The sequence below is a fragment of the Leptolyngbya sp. FACHB-36 genome (assembly GCF_014695955.1).
Lineage (GTDB): Bacteria > Cyanobacteriota > Cyanobacteriia > Leptolyngbyales > Leptolyngbyaceae > FACHB-36.
Window position 1 is genome coordinate 1 of the sequence record NZ_JACJPG010000455.1, and the last position, 2830, is coordinate 2830.

At 54.2% G+C, this 2830-nt stretch carries 3 protein-coding genes; 2 read left to right on the top strand and 1 reads right to left on the bottom strand.

The features are described 5' to 3' along the window. Window positions 1–419 precede the first annotated feature (419 nt). Complete coding sequence (gene petN, locus H6F43_RS12825) at window positions 420–509, bottom strand: cytochrome b6-f complex subunit PetN (protein WP_006615846.1); 90 nt, start codon at window positions 507–509, stop codon at window positions 420–422. Between the two features lie 161 nt (window positions 510–670). Here petN and H6F43_RS12830 point away from each other — a divergent pair, with 161 nt between their 5' ends. Then, window positions 671–1969, top strand: coding sequence for a lipid-A-disaccharide synthase-related protein (locus H6F43_RS12830; protein ID WP_190343140.1), 1299 nt, complete (start codon window positions 671–673; stop codon window positions 1967–1969). Between the two features lie 77 nt (window positions 1970–2046). Then, window positions 2047–2649, top strand: a complete 603-nt coding sequence (gene cbiT, locus H6F43_RS12835; RefSeq protein ID WP_190343141.1) for a precorrin-6Y C5,15-methyltransferase subunit CbiT — start codon at window positions 2047–2049, stop codon at window positions 2647–2649. Window positions 2650–2830 lie beyond the last annotated feature (181 nt).

Below are 2830 nucleotides of genomic sequence, written 5' to 3' on the forward strand. Positions count from 1 at the left end.
CTTGGCTTTGCCTGGTTTACGTTCAACTGAACGCTCTTCCCGCAGAGCGTTCTCGCGGCGGCGACGATCGCGCCACTCTGCCAGCGTCAAATACCCAATTCCTACGCTTACTACCAGCAACAAGCCAAAGGCAGCAACGACGAGAATGCCAAATACTTGAGATTCCACAACGCTTACAAGTTTTTTATGACTGATTTGCTATTGATCGATCGGTAACAGGTAGTGAGTCATTGGTTATGGTTCACGTTGTCAAATCCACAAGAATCATGAATCCAATAAAGTCGGATAGCCGCCACGTCTTTCAGCCATGCTGCGCGAGCGGCTATTCAAGGCAGGATGCTGACCCCACAAGCTCTCCACTTGATCGAATCCACAGCCCTAACCAATTTCTGATTCCCTGTTACCTAATTCCCGATTCCCTAAAAACCATTCCGTCCCCAAACCACCATCGAAATGGAGAAGGTAAACACGACTAACAGCCCGACCCAGCCCAACGACAAAATATCCATGACAGTATGTAAAACGATCGTTACAAGATGACTTCGTTGATCATAATTCAAAGTTGTAACCGATTGAAGCCAACCGACTAGAAACCGCTCGTTTCATCGCCTTGACTCTCGATCGTCCATTTGACCTATCCTAGCTCCTAGCCCCTCATTCTTCTCGTTTCATGCGCCTTCTCTGCCTCAGCAACGGTCACGGCGAAGATGTGATCGCCCTCCGCATTCTGCAAGCTCTGCGGCAACAGCCCAATCCACCCAATATTGAAGCACTGCCGATCGTGGGAGTTGGACACGCGTACACTCAGGCGGGCATTTCGATCGCTGGCGCTGTAAAGCGGATGCCATCTGGCGGCTTCATCAACACCGACAGAAGCCAACTCGCCCGCGACCTGCAAGGCGGCTTGCTGCAACTGACGCTAGAGCAGATTAGAACCGTGCGCGAGTGGAGCACGGGCGAACAGAGCAACCAATCAAAATCCATTAGTCAACCGTCAAAATCTGAATCCTCGTTTATTCTTGCCGTTGGCGACATCGTGCCTTTAGTTTTCGCGTGGCTGAGTGGACTGCCCTACGCGTTCATTGGCACTGCGAGATCGGAGTACTACCTGCGAGATGAGTCCGGTTGGCTGCCGCGTCAATCGTGGTGGGACGATCGACTCGAGCGCTGGACTGGCTGCGTTTACCTACCCTGGGAGCGCTGGTTAATGCGCCATCCCCGCTGCAAAGCTGTGTTTCCTCGCGATCGCATCACTGCTCTCAGTCTTAAGCGCTATGGCATTCCCGCTTTCGATTTGGGAAATCCGATGATGGATGGATTGGATCGGGGGAATGGCGAATGGAGAGATGTAGAGGTGAAACCGTCAACTGCTAACCCCACTCTCACCCTGCTTCTTCTGCCTGGCTCTCGCCCACCAGAGGCATACGACAACTGGGAAACGCTGCTGCAAGCGGCGAATGGTATTTTGGCACAGATGCAAGGATCGCTGCGGCTGCTTGTAGCGATCGCGCCCGGACTGGACGCGGCAGTGTTTCACCAACAGCTGCTTGCTTACCGTTGGCAGCAGACAGAGACAGAGGCTTACGCGATCGGCGTCGGCGATCGCCGGGCAACGCTGACGCTGATGAGGCCGAATCAGTTTGCCGAAAGCTTGCACGTGGCAGATCTGGCGATCGCAATGGCGGGTACGGCAACCGAGCAGTTCGTTGGACTTGGCAAGCCCGCAATCCTGATTCCGGGAAAGGGACCTCAGTTTACCCCTACATTTGCGGAGGCGCAGACGCGGCTGTTGGGCGCTTCGGTGGAGTTGGTTACAGAGCCTGTCCAGGCGTTTAGCGCCATCCGGTCACTGCTGGCAAATCCCGATCGTCTACATCTGATTGCCGAAAACGGTCGCCGCCGCTTGGGCGAGCCAGGAGCCGCCAAGCGCATCGCGCAGTGTTTGCTAGAGCGCATGGGTGCAGGCTAAACGCGATTTCAGTCTCACGGCGGTCATATCTTGCGCCCCTACCTCACAATGGGGAGGAATCCATCCCTTTGTCCTTTATGTCTTCCCCCCTCTGGTCCTACGTAACGCCTGGCATTCCTGATGAGTTGTTTGAGCGCCTGCCGGGAATTCCCTTGAGCCAGCGCGAAATTCGGCTGCTGCTGATTTGCTACCTGCGGCTGAAAGCAGATTCGGTGCTGTGGGATATTGGGGCGGGGACGGGCACCGTTACGGTGGAAGCAGGCTTACTGTGTCCGCAGGGACAAATCATTGCGGTGGAGCGCGATGAGGACGTTGCCAGTCTGATTCGGCGCAACTGCGATCGCTTTGGCGTCTCAAATGTGGAGGTGATCGAAGGCAGTGCGCCAGAATGTCTCACCGATTTAACGCCGCGACCGGATCGCATTTGCATTGAGGGCGGACGATCGCTGAAAGCCATCCTGCAAGAAGCCTGGACGCACTTGCAGCCCCACGGGCGCGTGGTGGCAACTGCAACGAATTTAGACAGTCTTTACCAGATTTCTGAGAGCTTTGCTGAACTGCATGTCCGCCATGTAGAGGTGGTGCAGTCGGCGATGAATCGGCTGGAAAAACGAGGGACAAATCAGACGCTAGCCGCGATCGATCCCATCTTCATTCTCAGTGGTGAGAAATTAGACTAGAAGAAGTAGATAGCTAATAGCTGTTAGCTAATAGCTATTAGCGACTAGCTGCTAAAGTGTTTCAAAGGCTTCTTAACCTTCTTAACCGGCGGCTAACTTCTTTTCTGAATTAACGCGGGTGAGCAGGGGTGCAGTGGTCACTCTTGGGAAAAACAAGTTTTATGCCGTGGTCCCGTGTAAT

Coding starts and splice junctions, on each gene's coding strand:
- petN (WP_006615846.1), bottom strand. CDS start 509: ATGGATATTTTGTCGTTGGGCTGGGTCGGGCTGTTAGTCGTGTTTACC.
- H6F43_RS12830 (WP_190343140.1), top strand. CDS start 671: ATGCGCCTTCTCTGCCTCAGCAACGGTCACGGCGAAGATGTGATCGCC.
- cbiT (WP_190343141.1), top strand. CDS start 2,047: ATGTCTTCCCCCCTCTGGTCCTACGTAACGCCTGGCATTCCTGATGAG.